Annotated in this window: 16 protein-coding genes; 11 read left to right on the top strand and 5 right to left on the bottom strand. The window is 70.1% G+C overall.

The window, feature by feature from the left end; all coding sequences use genetic code 11:
• Window positions 1–2 precede the first annotated feature (2 nt).
• Window positions 3–155, bottom strand: coding sequence for a hypothetical protein (locus HD557_RS17365; protein ID WP_008363261.1), 153 nt, complete (start codon window positions 153–155; stop codon window positions 3–5).
• A gap of 40 nt (window positions 156–195) precedes the next feature.
• On the opposite strand from HD557_RS17365, the gene HD557_RS17360 reads away from it, so the two are divergent.
• Window positions 196–810: a hypothetical protein gene (locus HD557_RS17360; protein ID WP_196874777.1), complete on the top strand. Its 615-nt coding sequence runs from the start codon at window positions 196–198 to the stop codon at window positions 808–810.
• Here the strand turns inward: HD557_RS17360 and HD557_RS17355 are convergent.
• Window positions 781–1,425, bottom strand: a complete 645-nt coding sequence (locus HD557_RS17355; protein ID WP_196874776.1) for a TetR/AcrR family transcriptional regulator — start codon at window positions 1,423–1,425, stop codon at window positions 781–783. The two genes, HD557_RS17360 and HD557_RS17355, sit on opposite strands and share 30 nt — an antisense overlap.
• 65 nt (window positions 1,426–1,490) lie before the next feature.
• On the opposite strand from HD557_RS17355, the gene HD557_RS17350 reads away from it, so the two are divergent.
• Window positions 1,491–2,900, top strand: a complete 1,410-nt coding sequence (locus HD557_RS17350) for an amidase (RefSeq protein WP_196874775.1) — start codon at window positions 1,491–1,493, stop codon at window positions 2,898–2,900.
• A 7-nt stretch (window positions 2,901–2,907) separates the two neighbouring features.
• Here the strand turns inward: HD557_RS17350 and HD557_RS17345 are convergent, their stop codons facing one another.
• On the bottom strand, window positions 2,908–4,296 hold the full coding sequence (locus HD557_RS17345) for an aspartate aminotransferase family protein (RefSeq protein ID WP_196874774.1): 1,389 nt from the start codon (window positions 4,294–4,296) through the stop codon (window positions 2,908–2,910).
• 117 nt (window positions 4,297–4,413) lie between these two features.
• Between HD557_RS17345 and HD557_RS17340 the strand changes: the two genes are divergently transcribed.
• From HD557_RS17340 to ispG, 5 genes are all read left to right on the top strand, one after another.
• Window positions 4,414–5,856 carry a gamma-aminobutyraldehyde dehydrogenase gene (locus HD557_RS17340; RefSeq protein WP_196874773.1) on the top strand — a complete coding sequence of 481 codons (1,443 nt, stop codon included), beginning with the start codon at window positions 4,414–4,416 and terminating at the stop codon, window positions 5,854–5,856.
• Window positions 5,857–5,999: 143 nt separating this feature from the next.
• A complete protein-coding gene (locus tag HD557_RS17335; protein WP_196874772.1) occupies window positions 6,000–8,036 on the top strand; it encodes an acyltransferase family protein in 2,037 nt (678 codons plus the stop codon).
• Between the two features lie 205 nt (window positions 8,037–8,241).
• Window positions 8,242–9,351: a 1-deoxy-D-xylulose-5-phosphate reductoisomerase gene (dxr, locus tag HD557_RS17330; RefSeq protein ID WP_307785652.1), complete on the top strand. Its 1,110-nt coding sequence runs from the start codon at window positions 8,242–8,244 to the stop codon at window positions 9,349–9,351.
• Entirely contained in the window at window positions 9,348–10,706 is a 1,359-nt protein-coding gene (locus HD557_RS17325) for a M50 family metallopeptidase (RefSeq protein WP_196874771.1), read from the top strand. The genes dxr and HD557_RS17325 overlap by 4 nt, the downstream gene beginning before the upstream one ends.
• A gap of 22 nt (window positions 10,707–10,728) precedes the next feature.
• Window positions 10,729–11,883, top strand: a complete 1,155-nt coding sequence (ispG, locus tag HD557_RS17320) for a flavodoxin-dependent (E)-4-hydroxy-3-methylbut-2-enyl-diphosphate synthase (protein ID WP_008363250.1) — start codon at window positions 10,729–10,731, stop codon at window positions 11,881–11,883.
• Between the two features lie 187 nt (window positions 11,884–12,070).
• Here ispG and HD557_RS17315 read toward each other — a convergent pair whose 3' ends face one another.
• Both HD557_RS17315 and HD557_RS17310 read right to left on the bottom strand, forming a co-directional pair.
• A complete protein-coding gene (locus HD557_RS17315; protein ID WP_040757087.1) occupies window positions 12,071–12,484 on the bottom strand; it encodes a hypothetical protein in 414 nt (137 codons plus the stop codon).
• Window positions 12,484–12,636, bottom strand: a complete 153-nt coding sequence (locus tag HD557_RS17310; protein WP_196874770.1) for a hypothetical protein — start codon at window positions 12,634–12,636, stop codon at window positions 12,484–12,486. Before HD557_RS17310 ends, HD557_RS17315 begins: the two co-directional genes overlap by 1 nt.
• 221 nt (window positions 12,637–12,857) lie before the next feature.
• On the opposite strand from HD557_RS17310, the gene HD557_RS17305 reads away from it, so the two are divergent.
• The 4 genes from HD557_RS17305 to HD557_RS17290 all read left to right on the top strand — a co-directional run bounded on the left by HD557_RS17305 (window position 12,858) and on the right by HD557_RS17290 (window position 17,340).
• Window positions 12,858–14,873: a hypothetical protein gene (locus HD557_RS17305; RefSeq protein ID WP_196874769.1), complete on the top strand. Its 2,016-nt coding sequence runs from the start codon at window positions 12,858–12,860 to the stop codon at window positions 14,871–14,873.
• Complete coding sequence (locus HD557_RS17300; RefSeq protein ID WP_008363243.1) at window positions 14,857–15,636, top strand: SDR family NAD(P)-dependent oxidoreductase; 780 nt, start codon at window positions 14,857–14,859, stop codon at window positions 15,634–15,636. The genes HD557_RS17305 and HD557_RS17300 overlap by 17 nt, the downstream gene beginning before the upstream one ends.
• 117 nt (window positions 15,637–15,753) lie before the next feature.
• Complete coding sequence (locus HD557_RS17295; protein ID WP_196874768.1) at window positions 15,754–16,413, top strand: hypothetical protein; 660 nt, start codon at window positions 15,754–15,756, stop codon at window positions 16,411–16,413.
• An 81-nt stretch (window positions 16,414–16,494) separates the two neighbouring features.
• Window positions 16,495–17,340, top strand: coding sequence for a GNAT family N-acetyltransferase (locus HD557_RS17290; RefSeq protein ID WP_196874767.1), 846 nt, complete (start codon window positions 16,495–16,497; stop codon window positions 17,338–17,340).
• Window positions 17,341–17,343 lie beyond the last annotated feature (3 nt).

Genomic DNA, 17,343 nt, shown 5'->3' with positions numbered 1-17,343 from the left:
GCTCAGGCCGCGTCCTGCGCCGCCGCGATCCGCTCGCGGAGCTTGGCGTGGATCTCCTCCGGCGTGCGCTGCGTACGCTGGCGGTGGTTGCGCGCGATGATGACGCCTGTCGCGGTGACCCCGGCCAGACCGGCGAGACCGACGATCTTCCACACGCGTGCACTGCCCAAACCCATTGAGGACCCCCTGCTCGAGATGTCTGACGACACCACTATCTCCCTCGAAGACGCCGTGGACCAGACCCGGACCGGCGATCTGTGGCTCTTCCGCGGCCGGTCGGTCGCCGACCGGGCCATCCGGATGCTCAGCAACGCCCCGGTCAACCACGTCGGGATGGCGGTCGTGCTCGACGACCTGCCGCCGCTGATGTGGCACGCCGAGCTCGGCAAGGGGCTGCTCGACCTCTACACCGGCACCCATCACCGCGGTGTACAACTCCATGACCTGCGCGCCGCGGTCGAGCAGTGGGCCGGCCGCTACGAGCAGCAGGTCTGGCTGCGCCAGCTCACCGCCGACATCGACCGCACACGCGAGGATGCCCTGCTCCGCACGATCGCCCGCCTCGACGGCACCCCGTTCCCCTCGACGGTGAACCTGGCCGGGCGCTGGGTCCGGGGGAGGGTCCGCTCGAAGGCCGGGATCGAGCAGGTCTACTGCGCCGAGGTCGTCGCGGCCACCTACCAGGAGATGGGACTGCTCGACGACGAGCGCCCCACCAACTACTACGACCCCGGCCGCTTCTGGTCCGGTGACCACCTGACCCTGCAGGACGGCGCGGTCCTAGGGAGCGAGGTACGCGTCGTCGGCTGACCCACGGCCGGCGAGCCGCAGGGCGACATCGATCTCGCCGCTCTCGACCAGGGTGCCGATCACGAGGGCGCGCAGCCCGCGCAGGAGGGCGTCGGGGTCGACCAGGTCGGGGGCCGCGAGCGCGTGCAGCAGATAGCCGTGCACCAGGGCGAGCACGGAGGCCGGGTCCGTCCGGGTCGCTCCGGCGACGGTCGCCGCGCGGGCGGCGACGTCGCGGCCGGCGGTGAGCACCTCGGCCACGACCGGGCGGAACTCGGGGTCGCGGGCGGCGTGGAGGAGTCCCTCCAGGAACGCGAGCGCGTCGGTCGGCGGCGACATCAGCGCCGCCGCGAAAGCCTCGGCCATGGCATCGGTGCCGGGCGAGGTCGCGGCGAGCTCGTCGGCGAGCGTACGCAGCCGGGCGACGTCCTCGGCCACGCCGGTGCGCAGCGCCTCGGCGGCCAGGTCGGAGATGGAGTCGAAGAAGTAGCCGACGGTCGCCAGCGGCAGCCCGGCCCGCTCGGTGACCGCGCGGTGGGTGACCCCTGCCATGCCCTTCTCCGCGGCCACCTCGATCGTGGCGCGGACGAGGGCGTCGCGTCGCTGCCTGGCGCTGTCGCCGTGCCGTCGCTTCATGGGAACCAGCATAAAGTCTGGAAGATCTTCTAAACTTTTCGAGGCGGATCCAGCACGCTGTCGGCATGACCGCACCGACCCGCGTACACGCCTTCACCGACGACGCCCTCGGCGACCACGACGCCGTCGAGCTCGCCCGCCTCATCCGGTCGGGGGAGCTGGCCGCGGCCGAGGTCGAGGCTGCGGCGGTCGCCCGGCTCCAGCAGGTGGCGCCGCCGCTGCACGCGATGGCGTACGAGGCCTACGACGCGCCCCGTCGCGCGGATGTCGGCACCGGCCTGCTCCACGGCGTGCCGACCCTGCTCAAGGACAACACCGATCTGCTCGGGATGCCGACCAACCACGGCTCGGAGGCGTTCCGGGCGCGCCCGGTCACCCGCGACGGGCGCTACACGGCGCAGTTCCTCAGCACGGGCATGACGGTGCTGGGCAAGAGCCGGATGCCGGAGTTCGGGCTCAACGCGACCACGGAGTTCCGCAGCGGGCCGCCGACACCCAACCCGTGGAACACCGAGCACTCCGTCGGGGCGTCCTCCGGAGGCGCGGCGGCCCTGGTCGCCGCCGGAGCCGTGCCGATCGCGCACGCGAACGACGGCGGCGGGTCCATCCGGATCCCTGCCGCGGCCGCCGGGCTGGTCGGGCTCAAGCCCAGCCGCGGCCGGCACCTCGACGGCGAGATGGCCCGGACCCTGCCGATCAACATGGTCAGCGAGGGCGTGCTGACACGCACCGTCCGGGACACCGCGACCTTCCATGCCGCGCTCGAGCGGCACTGGCGCAACCCGTCACTGCCGCCGCTCGGGCTGGTCGAGGGCCCCGCGCGACGGCGGTTGCGGGTCGCGATGATCATGGAGTCGGTGACCGACGCCGTCGTGGACACCCCGACGAAGGCGGCCGTGGAACGGACCGCGACCCTGCTCGAGGAGCAGGGCCACACCGTCGAGCCGGTCCCGATCCCCGTCGACGCACGCTTCGGCGACGACTTCCTCGAATACTGGGGTCTGCTCGCGTTCCTCGCCGGCAACCTGGGCCGCCTGACCATCGACCGGACCCTCGACACCGCCCGGCTCGACGGCCTCACCGACGGTCTGCGACGCGCCTTCACCTCCGGTGGCTGGCGCCGTACGCCGGCCGCGCTGCACCGCCTGCGGCGGGCCGCGGTGGCCTACGCGGCCGTCTTCGACCACCACGACGTGGTGCTCTGCCCGGTCGTCGCCGGAGTCACCCCGCCGTTGGGCCACCTCTCCCCGAACGTGCCGTTCGAGGAGCTCGTCGACCGGCTGCGGCGCCACGTCGCGTTCACGCCGCTGCAGAACATCACCGGCGCTCCGGCGATCTCGCTGCCGATGGGGCTCAGCGAGGAGGGGCTTCCGATCGGGGTGCAGCTCTCCGCGGCGTACGGGGACGAGCGGACGCTCCTCGAGCTCGGCTATGCGCTCGAGGAGCAGTCGCCGTGGCCACGGATCCAGGGCTGACCCCGGGTCAGAGCATCGTCGAGGCCTTCTCCAGCACCCGGCGCAGGATCTGCTCCATCTCGTCGAACTCGGCCTGGCCCACGGTGAGGGGCGGGGAGAGCTGGATGACCGGCTCGCCGCGGTCGTCGGCGCGGCAGTAGAGGCCCTCGGACCACAGCGCCTTGGAGACGTACCCGTAGAGGATGCGCTCGCACTCCTCCTCGGTGAAGGTCTCCTTGGTCGCGCGGTCCTTGACCAGCTCGATGCCGTAGAAGTAGCCGGTGCCGCGTACGTCGCCGACGACCGGCAGGTCCTTCAGCTTCTCCAGGGTGGCGCGGAAGGCGGCCTCGTTGCGGCGTACGTTGCCGAGCAGGTCCTCGGCCTCGAAGAGGTCGAGGTTGGCCAGCGCCACCGCCGTGGAGACGGGGTGACCGCCGAAGGTGTAGCCGTGGTAGAAGGTCTCCTCGCCCTCGAGGAAGGGAGCCATCAGCCTGTCGGAGATGATGGTGGCGCCGAGCGGCGCGTAGCCCGAGGTCAGCCCCTTGGCCGAGGTGATCATGTCGGGCACGTAGCCGAACCGCTCCGCGCCGAACATCGTGCCGAGCCGCCCGTAGGCGCAGATGACCTCGTCGGAGACGAGGAGCACGTCGTGCTCGTCGCAGATCTCCCGCACGCGCTGGAAGTAGCCCGGGGGAGGCGGGAAGCAGCCGCCCGAGTTCTGCACGGGCTCGAGGAAGACCGCGGCGACGGTGTCGGGACCCTCGGCGCGGATCGCGAAGTCGATCTGGTCGGCGCACCAGCGGCCGAACGCCTCCGGGTCGCTCCCGTCCATCAGCCCGCCGGTGATCTCGAAGGCGCGGTAGATGTTGGTGTTCGGCACCCGGAAGGTCGAGGGGACCAGCGGCTCGAACGGCGCCTTGATGTCGGCGAGGCCGGTGATCGACAGCGCCCCGTGGGTGGTGCCGTGGTAGGCGATGTTGCGCCCGATCACCTTGTGCTTGCCCGGCTTGCCGCGCAGCTTGAAGTAGTTCTTGGCGAGCTTCCACGCCGTCTCGACGGCCTCGGAGCCGGAGTTGGTGAAGAAGACCCGGTTCAGGTCGCCGGGAGCCAGCGAGGCCAGCCGCGCGGCCAGCTCGATGGCCGGCTCGTGCGCGTAGGACCACAGCGGGTGGAAGGCCAGCTGCTTGGCCTGCGCGGCGCCGGCGTCGGCGAGCTCGGCGCGCCCGTGGCCGACCTGGGTGACGAAGAGCCCGGCCAGACCGTCGAGGTAGCGGTTGCCCTCGATGTCGTAGATGTAGGCGCCCTCGCCCCTGGCGATGATCGGCACGTCTGCCTCGGCGTAGCTCGAATGCCGCGTGAAGTGCATCCAGAGGTGGTCCTTGGCGTCGCGCTGCAGCTGCTCGTGGTTGCCGGTCATGACTCCATGGTCACCCACTGCATCTCGCTTTCGCAAGCGAATCAGTTTCAAAGTGCGAATTTCACTGCGGATTCAGTTGTGACATCCCTGTTACAGGAAGGAGTTAGTCTCTATCGCATGGCTGACCAGACCTTCAGGAACGTGATCGGCGGCGAGCTGTGCGATGCCGCCGACGCCGCGACGTACGACGTCGTCGACCCCGCCACCGGTGAGGTCTACGCCCAGGCTCCGATGTCAGGGGAGGCCGACGTCGACAAGGCGTACGCAGCCGCCGCATCGGCCTTCGAGACCTGGGGCGAGACCACGCCCCAGGAGCGCAGCCTGGCGCTGCTCCGGATCGCCGACGCGATGGAGGCGCGAGCCCAGGAGCTGACCGCGGTGGAGGTCAAGGACACCGGCAAGCCCTACCAGCTGACCCTGGAGGAGGAGCTGCCCCCGACGATCGACCACTTCCGCTTCTTCGCAGGCGCCGCGCGGACGCTGGAGGGGAAGAGCGCCGGTGAATACCTGCCGGACCACACCTCCTGGATCCGCCGCGAGCCGATCGGCGTGATCGGGCAGGTCACGCCCTGGAACTACCCGCTCGCGATGATGTCGTGGAAGATCGCGCCCGCGCTCGCCGCCGGGAACACCGTCGTGCTCAAGCCCTCCGACACCACCCCGGCGAGCTCGTCCCTGCTGGCCGAGCTGGCCCAGGAGTTCCTGCCGCCCGGGGTGCTCAACCTGGTCACCGGCGACCGGGACACCGGCCGCGCGCTGATCCGCCACCGGACACCGCAGATGGTGGCCATCACCGGCTCGGTGCGCGCCGGCATGGAGGTCGCCGCGAGCGCGGCGGCCGACGTCAAGCGCGTCCACCTCGAGCTCGGTGGCAAGGCGCCGGTGATCGTCTTCGACGACGCCGACATCGAGAAGGCGGTCGCGGGCATCGCCGCGGCGGGCTACTTCAACGCCGGCCAGGACTGCACCGCGGCGACCCGGGTGCTGGTGCAGGCCGGCATCCACGACGAGTTCGTCGCCGCCCTGGCCGAGGCGGCCCGCAGCACCACTGTCGGCCTCCCCGCGGACAACACCGACGTCGGCGCGCTCAACAACCCCGGCCAGCTCGCCCGCGTCAAGGGCATGGTCGACCGGCTCCCGGACCACGCCACGATCGCGGCCGGCGGAGCGCCGGCCCGGGTGGAGGGCGGCGAGAACGGCTACTTCTACCAGCCCACGGTCCTGGCCGGCCTGCGCCAGGACGACGAGCAGATCCAGAACGAGATCTTCGGCCCGGTGATCACCGTGCAGCGGTTCGCCGACGAGGCCGAGGCGCTCCGGTGCGCCAACGACGTCGACTACGGCCTCGGCTCGAGCGTGTGGACCAAGGACCACGGCACCGCGATGCGGGTCAGCAAGCGCCTCGACTTCGGTGTCGTGTGGATCAACACCCACATCCCCTACATCTCCGAGATGCCCCACGGCGGCTTCAAGCACTCCGGCTACGGCAAGGACCTCTCCGTCTACGGGTTCGAGGACTACACCCGGATCAAGCACGTGATGTCGTTCATCGGCGAGTAATCCACTAGACAAACATGTGAGCGTGCGACCCTCGATGTGCGGGCCGGAGGGGTCCGTGAAAGCATCGAGCGCCGTTTCGCGTACCTCCGCGACCCGGTGCCAGCAATGGAAGCAGTCGAACCCCCACACGAGGTGCACCCCACATGTCAGCCAAGCAATGGCGGACAGACGTCCAAGGTCTCCGGGCCATTGCCGTAGGTCTGGTCGTCGCTGCCCACGCAGGCATCCCGCACACCGAGGGCGGCTTCGTCGGTGTCGACGTCTTCTTCGTCCTCTCCGGCTTCCTGATCACCACGCTGCTGCTGCGCGAGGCCGGCGAGAGCGGCACCGTCAGCATTCCGCAGTTCTACGCGCGCCGTGCCCGTCGCATCCTGCCGGCGGCCACCCTCGTGATCCTGGTCGTCCTGGCGTACGCCGCCTGGCAGCTGCCCACTACCCGACTCACCGACGCCGCCGCTGACGGCACCTGGGCGGCGTTCTTCCTGGCCAACGTGCACTTCGCCGCCGAGGGGGTGCAGTACTTCCAGCCCAGCGAGCCCTCGCCCTTCCAGCACTACTGGTCGCTCTCGGTGGAGGAGCAGTTCTACCTGGTCTGGCCGGTGCTGGCGCTCCTGCTCATGCCCAGGCTCGGTCGCAAGGGCTTCACGGTCGTCGCCGCGGTGATCGCGGTCGCGAGCCTGGCGTGGTCGGTGTACGCGACCGGCGAGAACCCCACCGCCGCCTACTTCTCCACGCCCGCCCGCGCCTACGAGCTCGCCGCCGGGGCGCTGCTGGCCTGCTGGGGCGGCCGGCTCAAGGGTGCCGCGAGCGTCGTCGCCGGGCTCGGTGGAGCCGCGGCGATCGTCGGCTCGACCGTCGTGTTCAGCGAGGCCACCCCGTTCCCCGGCTGGCAGGCGCTGGTGCCCACGCTCGGCACGGTCGCGCTGCTGGCCTCCGGCGCGAACGCCCCGACGGCGAGGCTGCTCGCCGTGCGCCCGCTGCGCTACGTCGGCGACATCTCCTACTCGCTCTACCTGTGGCACTGGCCGCTCGTCGTGCTCGGCCCCGAGCTCCTCCGGCTCGGCAACGCCGCCCTCGAGATGACGGTCTCGGTCGCCGCCGCGCTGCTGCTCTCCGCGCTGAGCCACCGCTTCGTCGAGCTGCCGTTCCAGCACAAGCAGGTGCCGATGCTCTCCCACGGGCTGCGCTCGCTGGTCCTGTGGCCGGTCGCGCTCGTGCTCGCGGTCGGCAGCGGCTGGCTGACGACCGGCTACGCGGCGTACGCGGAGAAGGAGCGCGCCGCGCAGGCGCAGGCGTGGTTCGCCGCCAACGAGGTCCCGGACACCGCCGCGGAGACCGGCGGCCCGCCGCAGGTGCAGCGCGAGCTCCGCGCCGCCCTCGACATCGCCGACCGCGGCGGTCCGATCCCGCCGGCCGTGCTCGGCGAGGACATCACCGAGGACCGGTGGCAGAAGACCTACGGCGACTGCTACGCCAACTACGGCGACACCCGCGGCGCCGACTGCACCCTCGGTGACACCGACGCGGAGAAGACCGTCGCGGTCGTCGGCGACTCCCACGCCGGGATGTGGCTGACCGCCTTCGACGACCTCGGCAAGGAGAACGGCTTCCGGGTCGTGCCGGTCGTGAAGGTCGGCTGCGCCCCCTACCCGGTCCAGCACCGGGGCAAGAAGATGACCCAGGCGGAGTGCGACGACTTCCGCGACTGGTCCGCGGACCTCCTCGAGCGCCTCGACCCCGACGCGATCGTCTCCACGGCCCGCGGCCAGCTCTTCATGCCCAAGACCTACGACGGGATGAGCCGCGACGAGCAGTGGTCGCAGGCCGTACGCAGCACGGTGCAGGCCTACCGGGAGATCTCGCGCAAGGTGGTCGTCCTCGGCGACGTGCCCTCGGTCGACCACAACCCGGCCGACTGCCTCAGCGCTCCCGAGGCCGACCAGCTGTCCTGCCTCAGCGACCGGGACTCGCGCGAGACCAGCAGCAACGAGGTCACCGAGGAGGCCCTGAAGGGCACCCGGGCGGCGTACGTCGACACCCAGCGCTTCGTGTGCGCCGAGGACCGCTGCCCGCTCGTCGTGGGGGAGAAGGTCACCTACTACGACGACTCGCACCTGACCGAGTCGTGGGTCCGCCACGTGACGCCGAGGCTCGGCGTCATCCTCGAGCCGTTGATCTGACGCAGATTTAACTGGGACGCCGGTTTCAGGATTTGCCTTCGCGTGCATCTTTGTGGCTTAATTGTGGCCAGACGTTGCAAAACGTTTCATGCACAGCCCTGGACCCGTGGGGGAGTCCGGGGCTGTTGCTATTTCCCGTGAAGTTTTCCGGGCCGCAGCCCCGGCCGCTTGGCGCCCTCTCAGCCTCTGCTGGGAGAATGAGCGAGTGAACGATCAGCGACCACGCGACGTGGTGATCCTCGGCTCGACCGGGTCCATCGGCACCCAGGCGCTCGACCTGGTGCGGGCCAACCCGGACCGGTTCCGGGTCGTCGGCCTGACCGCGGGCGGGTCCAACAAGGAGCTGTTCGACGCCCAGGTGGCCGAGTTCGCGCCCAAGTTCTCCGGGCTGGGGGAGGAGGCCTCGGTCGAGGCCGCCGCCCAGCCCGCCGACGTGGTGCTCAACGGGATCACCGGCGCCGTCGGTCTCCGCCCGACGCTGGCCGCGCTCGAGGCCGGCAACACGCTCGCCCTGGCCAACAAGGAGTCGCTGATCATCGGCGGGCCGCTGGTCAAGCGCGTCGCGCGCGAGGGGCAGATCGTCCCGGTCGACTCCGAGCACTCCGCGATCGCGCAGTCGCTGCGCGCGGGCTCCGCGAACGAGGTACGCAAGCTGGTGCTGACCGCCTCCGGCGGCCCGTTCCGCGGCCGCTCCCGCGACGAGCTCGCCCAGGTCACCCCGGCGCAGGCGCTCGAGCACCCCAACTTCGCGATGGGGCGGGTGATCACGACCAACTCCGCCACCCTGGTCAACAAGGGCCTCGAGGTCATCGAGGCACACCTGCTCTTCGACGTAGCCTTCGACCGGATCGAGGTCGTCGTCCACCCGCAGCAGTACATCCACTCGATGGTCGAGTTCACCGACGGCGCCGTGGTCGCCCAGCTGGGGCTGCCGACGATGCTGGTGCCGATCTCGATGGGGATGGCCTGGCCCGAGCGGGTGCCCGACGCCGAGACGCCGATCGACTGGACCAAGGCCTCCGACTGGCGGTTCGAGCCGCTCGACGATTCCGCTTTTCCTGCGGTGCGGCTGGCCCGTGAGGCTGGCACCCGCGGCGGCACCCACCCCGCCGTCTACAACGCCGCCAACGAGGTCTGCGTCGACGCGTTCCACGAAGGCCGGATCCCGTTCACCGGCATCGTGGACACGATTGCGGAGGTGTTGGCAGCCCATGGCGGCGTACGCTCTGAAAGCAGCCTCTCGATCGAGGATGTGCTCGCCGCCGACGCCTGGGCGCGCGAGGAGGCCACTCGGATGCTGGAGAACCGTTCATGAGCTATCTGCTCTACACGCTGGCCGTGATCGGCTTCATCGTCGCGATCCTGGCCTCGATCGGGCTGCACGAGCTCGGCCACATGATCCCGGCGAAGGCGTTCGGCGGGAAGGTGACGCAATACTTCATCGGCTTCGGGCCGACGGTGTGGTCCAAGCAGGTCGGCGAGACGGAGTACGGGCTCAAGGCGATCCCGCTCGGTGGCTACGTCAAGATCGTCGGCATGCTGCCGCCCGGCGCCGAGCAGCTGGGGGAGCGCACCGAGGACGGCGCGCTGCGGGTGCGCAAGTCCAACACCGGCATGTTCACCCAGCTGATCAGCGACGCCCGCTCGGCCGAGTGGGAGCTGATCCGTCCCGAGGACGAGCCGCGGCTCTTCTACAAGATGTCGTGGTGGAAGAAGGTCATCGTGATGGCCGGTGGGCCATCGGTGAACATCGCGATCGCGTTCTTCGTGCTGTGGGGCGTCTTCGGCATCTACGGCGTCCGTGAGCCCGTCGTCAACGAGGGCCATCCGGTCGTCTCCAGCCTGCAGGAGTGCCTGCTGAGCTGGGAGGACCAGGGCCGCGAGTGCCGCGCCGGCGACAAGCCGACGCCGGCCGCCGACGCCGGCCTGAAGCCCGGCGACGAGCTGATCTCGTTCAACGGCACCGAGCTGACCTCGTGGTCGGTCGCCCAGAAGCTGATCCGCGACAACATGGACGGCGCGGCCACCATCGTCATCGAGCGCGACGGGAAGCAGATGACGCTGCGCACCCAGACCGTCGTCCAGGAGCGGATCAAGGACGTCGACGACACCAGCGCCGACCCGGAGACCGCGAAGGTCGGCTTCTTCGGGATGTCTCCCGAGTCGCACATCGTGACGACCAAGGAGGGGCCGGTCTACGCGCTGAAGGAGATGGGCGCGATGGCCGAGAACGCCGTCCACTCGTTGCTGCGCCTGCCGGTCAAGGTCTGGCACGTCGCGCTCGCGATCGTCGGTGTCGAGGAGCGCTCGGCCGACAGCCCGGTCAGCATCGTCGGCGGCGGCCGCATCGCCGGTGAGATCGCGGCCCACGAGGGTCTCGACGTCGCCGAGAAGGTCTCCAGCTTCGCGTTCCTGGTCGGTGGGTTCAACCTCTTCATCGGCATCTTCAACTTCGTACCCCTCCTGCCGCTCGACGGCGGTCACATCGCGACGGCGCTGTGGGAAGGCATCCGCCGCGCCTTCGCCAAGGTCTTCCGTCGGCCCGACCCGGGACATGCCGACCCGGCGAAGCTGCTGCCGGTGGCGTACGTCGTGGCCTCGGCGCTGCTGGTGATGGGTGTTGTCCTGATCGTCGCCGACCTCGTCGTCCCGCTTCATCTCCAGGCCTGACCCGCACGTAAGATTGGTAGACATGACGTCCATCCCCCTCGGTATGCCGGAAGCGCCTGCTCCGGTGCTCGCCCCCCGCCGCAAGACCCGCCAGATCAAGGTCGGTTCGGTGGGCGTCGGCAGCGAGAGCCCCATCTCCGTGCAGTCGATGACGACCACGCTCACCTCCGACGTCAACTCGACCCTGCAGCAGATCGCGGAGCTGACCGCGTCGGGCTGCGACATCGTCCGGGTCGCCTGCCCGAGCCAGGACGACGCCGACGCGCTGCCGGCGATCGCGAAGAAGTCGCAGATCCCGGTGATCGCCGACATCCACTTCCAGCCGAAGTACGTGTTCGCCGCCATCGAGGCTGGCTGCGCGGCCGTTCGGGTCAACCCGGGCAACATCCGCAAGTTCGACGACCAGGTCAAGGAGATCGCCGCCGCCGCGAAGGACCACGGCACGAGCATCCGTATCGGTGTGAACGCCGGCTCGCTCGACAAGCGGCTGCTGGAGAAGTACGGCAAGGCCACCCCCGAGGCGCTGGTCGAGTCGGCGATCTGGGAGGCCTCCCTGTTCGAGGAGCACGGCTTCCACGACTTCAAGATCTCGGTCAAGCACAACGACCCGGTCGTGATGGTCCGCGCCTACGAGCTGCTCGCCGAGTCCGGCGACTGGCCGCTCCACCTCGGTGTCACCGAGGCCGGCCCGGCCTTCCAGGGCACGATCAAGTCGTCGGTCGCCTTCGGCTCGCTGCTGTCCAAGGGCATCGGCGACACCATCCGGGTCTCGCTCTCCGCTCCGCCGGTGGAGGAGGTCAAGGTCGGCCTGCAGATCCTGGAGTCGCTCAACCTCCGCCCGCGCCGCCTCGAGATCGTCTCCTGCCCGAGCTGCGGCCGCGCTCAGGTCGACGTCTACAAGCTCGCCGACGCGGTGACCGCCGGCCTCGACGGCCTCGAGGTCCCGCTGCGCGTCGCCGTCATGGGCTGCGTCGTCAACGGCCCCGGCGAGGCCCGCGAGGCCGACCTCGGTGTCGCCTCCGGCAACGGCAAGGGCCAGATCTTCGTCAAGGGCGAGGTCATCAAGACCGTCCCCGAGGCTGCCATCGTCGAGACCCTGATCGAGGAGGCGATGAAGATCGCCGAGGGCATGGAGCCCGTCGAGGGCGCCGGCGCGCAGGTCCGAGCCTTGCCCTGAGCTTGCGAAGGGCAAACGCGAGGAGGTCGAGCGAGCGTGCGGCTGAGCTTGCGAAGCCGCAACCGCGGGTCGAGACCCAGTCAGCAGCTGACACAGAACGCAGGAAAGCCCGGTCCGAGTCTCGGACCGGGCTTCTTCTTGTGCTCCGAGGCGTCCCCCTGCGTGCGCCTCGAAGGTCTGTGTCGTCTCACCAGTGCATCAGCCTGGAGACGACGCCGAGGAACCCGAGGTGGAGCAGGGCTCCGAGCGGGTCCGTGGTGATCAGGTGGCCCCAGGCGAGCGCGGCCTGGCCCATCTGGTTCCCGAGGGCCGTGGCGAAGCCGTCGAGCCCGCCGTGGGTCCACAGGTGGACGACGACGAACCGGAGACCCGGCACGACCAGGAACAGGACGAGTGCGGCCTTGACCGGAAGGATCCAGGACAGCGAGCCGCTGCCGGTGGACCTCAGGTTGCTGCTGCGTACCCAGCGGGTGCCGCTGGTGCCGTTGAAGCGGACCTTGGTGCGGCCTGCGGCGGTGGCGACGACGACACCGCGCTTTCCGGAACGTACGCCGCCGTGGGCCCGGACGGTATCGCCGAGGCGTAGGAAGTTGCTGGTCATCACAGCGCTCCTTCCGTGAGGACGACGGACACGGACGAGGTGCCGGCGGCTGCCTGGCACGTGGGCGGCTCGGCGCTGAGCAGCTGGTTGAAGCCGAACACGACAAGAAGCGTGACGGCGAAGGTGGCGATGCTGAACTTGTGGTTCCTCATGGTCATCATCTCCTTCAGCGGTGGGGCCCGTAGGTGGGGCCGGCGCTGTCCCTCTGGGGACATCTCCACGGTGGCGGAGGCCACAGGTGTCTCACCAGAGGGCGGGCGGGAGTGGGGACGATGTGAGGACAGTCCCTGCTGAGTTGGGACGTTTCTGGGACAGAATTGGGACACCTGCGGGATACTCGCAACCGCGAACGCGGGCGACTGGGCGAGGGGTAATGGCCGACGAATCTCTCTCACCGGAGCAGTTCAACAGCGAATTGCGCGCCTGGGTCCGGCAGGTGACCGGAAAAGCTGATGGCGGCGCCGGTGTGGCGATGGCCCGGAGCACCTTCTACCGGCGTACGTCCGGCTCGAAGCTGATGCCGCTCGACGAGCTCATCCGCGTCGTCGGCGGCGCGGTGCCCCGCACCCTCGACCCGACCCATCGCGGGGAGTGGATCCGGAAGAACACCGGCATCTGGCAGGCGAAGTGGTGGAAGGCGTACTCCTGGCGCGACGAGGGTGCCGCACCACCCGGTCCGGTGCTGACCCCCGCGGCTACCGCTCCGGCGGCCCCGATGACGGGGTCGGCCACCAGCTCCCGGCTGACCTTCCCGCGAGCCCGGGTGGCGGCGCTGAGCGGGCTGACGACCGAGCAACCGACGATCCCACTCATCGAGGCGCTGGGCCGCTGGCTCCAGAACACCGAGTCCAACCTCTTCTTCCTCACCGGTCCCTCGGGCTCGGGCAAGACGATCGAGATCAGGGACTGGACCGCCTCGCAGGAGCAGGTGCGCTACATCAGCCTGCGCGACGGTGCGGTCGACTACGGGGACCTGGTCGGCGAGGACCGCTCGCCGATCGTCATCGACGACTTCGACCTGATCTCCTCCAGCGCCGAGGAGCACGGCGTCACCCGGCCCGACCTGAGCGAGCTGCGCTCCGCGTTCGGCCGCGGAGGCCGGTTCGTCGTGATCAGCAAGCGCAACCTGCAGACCGAGCGCGACGAGCTCGCCGAGCAGCTGCGCAGCCCGGCCCGGCTGGAGGACCTCGGCGTCGAGTCGGCCGTGGTCGTACGCGTCGAGCCGATCTCCCCGGTCGAGGTGCGAGCCCTCAGCGAGGAGCGCGGCGGTGACGAGAAGCTGCGCAACCTGGCCGCGGAGATGGAGCGCGGGGGAGGGTTCTTCCCCGCGACTCCGATGGTCCTCAAGCAGCTCTACGCCTCCATCGAGGAGGGCGCTCCTGCTCCTCGGACGCAGTGGGACGGCTACACCGTCCACCTCAAGCACGTCTGCGGGCAGCCGTGGGACCGGAAGAGCTCACGCATCCCCAGCCGGGTGCGGTTCCAGACCTACCGCGACATCGCCTGGGACCTGTTCACCGGGATGGACGAGCCGGACTCGCAGGAGCAGGACCTGATCCCGGTTCCACGCGTCTCGGAGTGGCTCTTCGCCAACCTGCAGCGCGACCTCGACATCACCCGGCAACGGGACTTCCTGACGTACGAGTGGATCGCCGACCTGCTCGACCACTCCGAGGTCTTCGGGGTGACCGGACGGACCAAGGACTCGGTGGAGTCGGCGGAGTTCGCCCACGAGACCTTCTACCAGTACTTCGTCGCCGAGGGCATCCGCGACCGGCTGCGCGACGGGCACGGCATGGCGCTCGACGGCGCCCGGTTCGCCGACATGCACATGGGCCCGCTGGTGATGACGTTCCTCAAGGCCGGGTTCCAGCCCGGCGACCTCGACGCCGTGGCCCGGCTGAGCGTACGCGAGAGCCTGTCCTGGATGGACCGGCTGATCTGCCTCTACCTGACCGAGGAGCGCGAGGACTACGGCGACCTCCTCGACCAGGCACCGGAGCGCTACTGGGACGAGCTGGAGTTCGTCCTGGAGGCGTTCCGGTCGCTGTTCCTGCGGAAGGCGGCGATGTTCCAGCTGATCCTGCGCGGCCGGGTGCCGGTCGACGGCTACCTCGAGATCCTGGAGCGGGAGGAGGACCCCGGAGCCGTCGCCCGCGAGCGCGACGTGCTCGGCTGGGGCACCGACATCACCGCGGCCCTGGTCCGCCGGCTCCACCACCCGGTCCTGGCGCCGGCGATTCCGATTACCGCGTACCGGCTCGGGCAAATGGGTGATATCACTTGCCTGAGCCATCTCGAAGGTCTCACTGGTCTGCCGCCCGCCCATCAGGACGTGGTCCGGTCGGCGATCCACCGGATCAAGGAGCGCCATGAGCACAGCGTCTGAGTCAGGCACCCCGCCACGGCCTCCCGTGCTCGTCCTGGGCGCGACCGGCGACCTCGGCAGCGCGGTCGCGCGCCGGCTCACCGCGGAGGGCACACCGGTCATCCTGCACGCCTACAGCCGCACCACCGAGCTGGCCTACCTGGCCGACGAGACCGGTGCCGTCGCGCGTGTGGAGGGCGACCTGACCAGCGACGACGGCGTGAACGCCCTGGCCGAGACGCTCGCCGGGTTCGACACGCTGTCCGGCCTCATCAACTGCTCCGGCATCAACCCCAGCCCCGACACGGTCGCCGAGATCGACCGCGACGAGTGGCAGCTCACCCTCGACCTCAACCTGACCTCGGTGTGGCGCACGGCCTCGCTCGCGCTCCCGAAGCTGCGGGCCGCCCGGTCCGGCGCGGTCGTCCTGGTCAGCTCCGTCTTCGGGATCCGTACGCCGTCTCGGCGGGCCGCCTACGGGGTCTCCAAGCACGCCCTCACCGGGCTCGCCCAGGCGATCGCGCAGGAGGAGGAGGGCATCGTCCGCGCCAACGTCGTCGCCCCCGGGCCGATGTGGAGCGAGTCCTCCCGGCAGGTGTTCGTCAAGCACGCCCGCAAGGAGGGCGTGACCGTCGACCAGTACATCTCCTACCGGGCCGCGCGCATCCCCGGACACCGGTTCGTCACCGCCGACGCGGTCGCGAAAGTGTGTGTCTTCCTCGCCTCCGACGGTGCGAGCGCGATCAACGGCCAGTGCATCGTCGCCGACGGCGGCGAGTACTGAGGCGCGACCCGAAATCCGCAATTTACCCGAGATGCCGCTGATGCGCGCTCGCACTGCTTAGGCTTCGCCTAGCGCCTCCACACGTCTTCTTCTTCCCTTCTCAGACTGGCGACAACAGTGACCAATTTCTGGCTTGCCATCGATCACGCGGACGATGCGCTGTTCCGCACCTCGGACTCCTCCGACATCAGGTCCGAGCTCCTCGATCTGGTGGCCCACACCCCCGGCTGGGGCATCGTCGTGCGCCCCACGCAGGGGCACGGCGACGTACGCCGCGAGCTCGCCTGCGCCGGGCTCCCGGACATCGACGCCGTCGATGATCTCGTCGTCCCGGAGAGGTCGACGGACGCGGTGAAGGTCGGGTTCGACGACCACCGGGCCGAGTGCGCGTCGATGGCGCTGGCCATCCTGGACCGCCTCCCGAGCTACGACCGGGTCTTCCTCGAGCCCTACTGCACGACGCCGGGCTGCCTCGACGACCTGGCCGTCCTCGGCGCGCGGTCGCGGTGCGGCGGCATCGTGCTCAAGCTCAAGGTCAACGACGAGGGCCTCGCGGCCATCGAGCGCGCCGAGATCGGCGACGCGCCCTGGGTCGCGCGCTCCGACGGGATGGGCTGGGACGACTTCAGCGGACGCCTGCCGCGGGTCCGCACCCTCGGCGCCCGGGGCGTGATGGTGGGCCGTGCGGTCTGGGGAGACACCGGCGAGGCCGGCCAGGACGTACGCCTCAAGACCATCCGCGAGCGCATGCACACGATCGAACGCGCCTTTGCTTAGCGGTCGCTCCGGCGCGGTCTCTTGATCCGGCCAGCGAGCCGTGGCGCGACGTACGACCAGATTGGCCCTAGGCTCGGAGACATGCTCACGACGCGCCAGGGGATCCGCCCGCTGCATGCGGGTGATCTCGGCGCGTTCCTGGAGCTGACCGCCCTGGATCCGGTGGTGAACGTGTTCGCCGAGTACCGCGCGCGCACCACCAACCTCGAGCCCCGCTGGCTGGGCGGCGAGATCTGGGGCCGCTGGGACGGCGGCGACCTCGTCGCGGCCTGTCACGTGGGCGCCAACCTGGTCCCCATCCAGGCCACCGAGGACGACGCCGCTGCCTTCGGCGAGCGGGCCCGCAGCCGGGTCCGCACCGTCTCGACGATCGTCGGGCGGCAGCCCGCGGTGCGCTCGTTGTGGGGATCGATCGGCGAATCCTGGGGCACACCGCGCGACCAGCGCTGGGAGCAGCCCCACCTCGAGCAGCAGCTGCAGAGCCTGGTCGAGCCCGACCCGTTCGTGCGCCGCACGGTCCGCACCGACATGGACGTCCTCTATCCGGCGTGCGTGGCGATGTACACCGAGGAGGTCGGCATCTCGCCCGAGACCGGCGGCGGCCGCGACCTCTACCGGGCCCGAGTCCTCCAGCTGATCTCCCGCGGCTGGTCGTTCGCCCGGATCGAGGACGGCGAGGTCGTCTTCAAGGCCGAGGTCGCCTGCGCGACCCCCGAGGCCGCCCAGATCCAGGGCGTCTGGGTGCCTCCGCACCGGCGCGGCGAGGGTCTCGCTGCCCGCGGGATGGCCGCGGTCTGCGACATCGTCCGCAGCGAGATCGCCCCTCGTATCTCCCTCTATGTCAACGAGTGGAACGCCCCCGCGCGCCGTGCTTACGAGCGGGCCGGCTTCCTCGAGACGGCCCGCTTCTCCACCATCATGTTCTGATCC

It is taken from the genome of Nocardioides luteus, assembly GCF_015752315.1.
Classification (GTDB): domain Bacteria; phylum Actinomycetota; class Actinomycetes; order Propionibacteriales; family Nocardioidaceae; genus Nocardioides.
The sequence above is the reverse complement of the archived record's forward strand: the minus strand, read 5'-3'. Positions and strand labels throughout refer to the sequence as shown.